This window comes from Mesorhizobium sp. (assembly GCF_005063415.1).
GTDB lineage: Bacteria > Pseudomonadota > Alphaproteobacteria > Rhizobiales > Rhizobiaceae > Mesorhizobium.
On the sequence record NZ_SUEG01000289.1, the window covers coordinates 1 to 2,468 of the forward strand.

Consider the following 2,468-nt stretch of genomic DNA (forward strand, 5'->3'; position numbering starts at 1 on the left):
GTAACCGCTGTTCTCAGGCCACGGCCTTGAGCGGCATGGGTCTGTAGGCCCAAGGCAACAGATCGTCGATCTGGCTTTGTGGATGGCCGGCGACGATCCGGGCGATCACGTCAGCGAGGTAGGTGTGAGGCTCGACGCTGTTGAGCTTGCATGTCTCGATCAGCGAAGCGATCGTTGCCCAATGCTCGGCGCCGCCGTCGGAGCCGGCGAAGAGCGCATTCTTGCGGTTCAGCGCAATGGGACGGATGGCGCGCTCGACGACGTTGGAGTCGATCTCGATCGTACCGTTGTCGAGGAATCGTCTCAGGCCTTGCCAGCGCGAGAGCGCGTAGCGGATGGCTTCCGCCAGCTTGGTCTTCTGGCTGATAAGGGTGAGTTGCTGCCTAAGCCACGGCTCAAGGGCATTGATGACCGGACGGCTTCTCTCCTGCCGGACGGCGCGGCGTTCGTCGGCGGAACGACCGCGGATATCGCTCTCAACGTGGTAGAGTTGGGCGATGCGGGCGAGCGCCTCCGTCGCGATCGGCGCGGGGCCGGACTGCGCGAGCTCATAGAAGCGGCGACGCACATGCGACCAGCAAAAGGCCAAGCTCACGGCGTTGCGTTCGGCCAGCGCCTTGTAGCCCGCGTATCCGTCGACCTGCAGGGTTCCGACAAAGCCCTGAAGATGCCGGATCGGCTGTTCAGCCTTGCGGTCCGGAGTGTAAAGATAGGCGACGCCGGGTAGGTCCATTCCGCCCCAAGGTCGGTCGTCTCGGGCATAGGCGAACAACTGCCCCGTTTTGGTCCGCCCCCGGCCCGGATCAAGCACAGGCGCAGTGGTCTCGTCCGCGAAGAGCTTGTCTGATGCCTTCAGCCGCTCGAACAGCCGCTCATGCACAGGGCGAAGCAGGAAAGCTGCCTTGCCCACCCAGTCGGCGAGTGTCGAACGGTCGAGATTGACGCCCCGGCGGGCGTAGATCTGGGCCTGACGATATAGGGGAAGGTGGTCGGCATACTTCGACACCAGAACATGAGCCACCGTGGCATCTGTAGGAATGCCGCCTTCGACGAGACGTGCCGGCGCTGGCGCCTGCACGACCACCTCTTCGCAGGCCCGACACGCATACTTCGGTCGACGGGTGACAATCACCCGGAACTGGGCGGGCACGATGTCGAGTCGCTCGGAGACGTCCTCGCCCATAACATGCAGCTGGCCTTGGCAGCACGAGCAGATCTTGTCGGCGATGTCGATTACCTGCTCGACGCGCGACAGATGGGCGGGCAACGACCCGCGGTTGGCGCGACGCTTACGAGCCTTGGCATCACGCTTTGAGGGGTCCGCGGCTTCCGCGCTGGCGAAGCCCTCCGCCTCTACCTGCTCGGCTTCCTCCAGGCCCAGAAGAAGCTGGTCCTCGGGCAGGCTCTCCGCCCTTCGCCCGAAGCGATAGCGCTGCAACTCCTTGATGATTTGGCGGAGCCTCTCATTCTCCGCACGCGCGGCCAGAAGCATCGCCTGAAGCGCATGAGGATCGTCGGGTAGGGCAGCGGCCGCGTCAGTCACGAAGCGGATTCAAGCATGGATTCCAGTGATTTGGCAATAATGCGATAGTCAGCTCGCCGTCGTTGGAACACGCATCTCGCGCGTTTCGTGCACCCGCCGCCAGTCGAGGCCTTCCAGGAGTGCCTGCAACTGTGCCGCCGTCAGTCGCACGACACCATCGGTAATGCCCGGCCAGCAGAACTTGCCATCCTCCAGCCGCTTGGCGAACAAGCATACGCCCGTGCCGTCGAAGTAGACGAGCTTGATCCGGTCGGCCCGCTTGGCCCGGAACACGTAGACCGCGCCCGAGAACGGATCCGCGCCCATCGCCTCGCGCACGAGCGCTGCCAGACCTTCCGCTCCCTTGCGGAAGTCGACCGGCTTCGTCGCCACCATGACCTTGACCGCTCCCGTTGGCCCGATCACGACGTTGCCCTCAGCGCACGGATCACCGCTGCAACCGTCTTCGAATCCGCCCCACGACCCACCCGCATTGCGATGCCGTCGATCTCGAGCTCGATCACACCCGCGTCTCGAGCCGGCTCCCGCTTTCTTGGCTGTGGCCGATGCTTCGCCGCAGGCTTTGGAGGCGCTGCCGTCACCACCGCCGGCACGAACATGGATTCCGATATTGCTGCGTCCCCCATCGGCCGGCGAGCAGCCCGACGCCAAGTGAACAATTGCTGCGGGGAAAGCCCATACCGGCGTGCCACAGCACAAACCGTCTCGCCCGCCTCGTAGCTCTCCGCCACTATCCGGGCCTTCTCCTCCGGCGGCCACTCACGCCGCCGACCCGAACCAGTGAAGATCTCCAGCCGACGGACCGGCTCCTCGTCCCTGGACTTAAGCGTAAACTCTGAAACCGTCATATGTCGAAGCCCTCAAAGGCCTCGAACATCGTCCCTTACATCCACGCGCGAAAGGTGCCGCCGGGACAGCGCTTACG

The 2,468-nt window shown here is 64.2% G+C and carries 3 protein-coding genes; all 3 read right to left on the reverse strand.

Annotation, left to right across the window (positions count from 1 at the left end):
- Positions 1 to 13: 13 nt before the first annotated feature.
- On the reverse strand, positions 14 to 1,492 hold the full coding sequence (locus E5W70_RS31830; RefSeq protein WP_292665268.1) for an IS66 family transposase: 1,479 nt from the start codon (positions 1,490 to 1,492) through the stop codon (positions 14 to 16).
- 99 nt (positions 1,493 to 1,591) lie between these two features.
- A complete protein-coding gene (gene tnpB / locus E5W70_RS31835; RefSeq protein ID WP_263791208.1) occupies positions 1,592 to 1,948 on the reverse strand; it encodes an IS66 family insertion sequence element accessory protein TnpB in 357 nt (118 codons plus the stop codon).
- Positions 1,945 to 2,391: a transposase gene (locus tag E5W70_RS31840; RefSeq protein ID WP_292665266.1), complete on the reverse strand. Its 447-nt coding sequence runs from the start codon at positions 2,389 to 2,391 to the stop codon at positions 1,945 to 1,947. Before E5W70_RS31840 ends, tnpB begins: the two co-directional genes overlap by 4 nt.
- Positions 2,392 to 2,468 lie beyond the last annotated feature (77 nt).